At 64.8% G+C, this 1,132-nt stretch carries 1 protein-coding gene; it reads right to left on the bottom strand.

All coding sequences use genetic code 11. The features are described from left to right. The coding region (tuf, locus tag PAM7066_RS18420) for an elongation factor Tu (RefSeq protein WP_085855657.1) at positions 1-1,130 on the bottom strand (1,130 nt) is incomplete at its 3' end. Between the last annotated feature and the right edge of the window lie 2 nt (positions 1,131-1,132).

Below are 1,132 nucleotides of genomic sequence, written 5' to 3' on the forward strand. Positions count from 1 at the left end.
CCTTCGCGGATGGCGAAGCGGAGCTTCTCTTCCATCGCGATCGGCGCGATCAGCTCGACGCCGAACGAGACGTTGTCGCCGGGCATCACCATCTCGGTGCCCTCGGCCAGCTGGACCGTGCCCGTCACGTCCGTCGTGCGGAAGTAGAACTGCGGACGGTAGTTGGCGAAGAACGGCGTGTGACGGCCACCCTCTTCCTTGGTCAGGATGTAGGCCTCGGCCTCGAACTTGGTGTGCGGCTTGACCGAACCCGGCTTGCAGAGAACCTGGCCACGCTGCACGCCTTCACGGTCGATGCCGCGCAGAAGCGCACCGATGTTGTCGCCGGCTTCACCGCGATCCAGCAGCTTGCGGAACATCTCGACGCCCGTGCAGGTCGTCTTCTTGGTGTCGCGGATGCCGACGATCTCGATCTCGTCGCCGACGTTGATCACGCCGCGCTCGATACGACCCGTCACCACCGTACCGCGACCCGAGATCGAGAACACGTCCTCGACCGGCATCAGGAACGGCTGGTCCACGGCGCGCTCGGGCGTCGGAATCCACTCGTCGACGGCGGCCATCAGCTTACGGATCGACTCTTCGCCGATCGCCGGCTCGGTGCCGTTCATCGCGTGCAGGGCCGAACCCGGCACCACGGGGATGTCGTCGCCCGGGTACTCGTAGGACGACAGAAGTTCGCGGATTTCCATCTCGACGAGCTCGAGGAGCTCCTCGTCATCGACCTGGTCGACCTTGTTCATGTAGACGACCATCGTCGGGATGCCGACCTGGCGGCCGAGCAGGATGTGCTCGCGCGTCTGGGGCATCGGGCCGTCGGCGGCGTTCACGACCAGGATCGCGCCGTCCATCTGGGCGGCACCGGTGATCATGTTCTTCACGTAGTCGGCGTGGCCGGGGCAGTCGACATGGGCGTAGTGACGGGCCTCGGTCTCGTACTCGACATGGGCGGTCGAGATCGTGATGCCGCGGGCCTTCTCTTCGGGCGCGCCGTCGATCTGGTCGTAGGCGCGGAAGTCACCGAAATACTTGGTGATCGCAGCCGTCAGCGTCGTCTTGCCGTGGTCAACGTGGCCGATCGTGCCGATGTTCACGTGCGGCTTGTTGCGTTCGAATTTTGCCTTCGCCATGG

It is taken from the genome of Palleronia marisminoris, assembly GCF_900172315.1.
Classification (GTDB): domain Bacteria; phylum Pseudomonadota; class Alphaproteobacteria; order Rhodobacterales; family Rhodobacteraceae; genus Palleronia; species Palleronia marisminoris.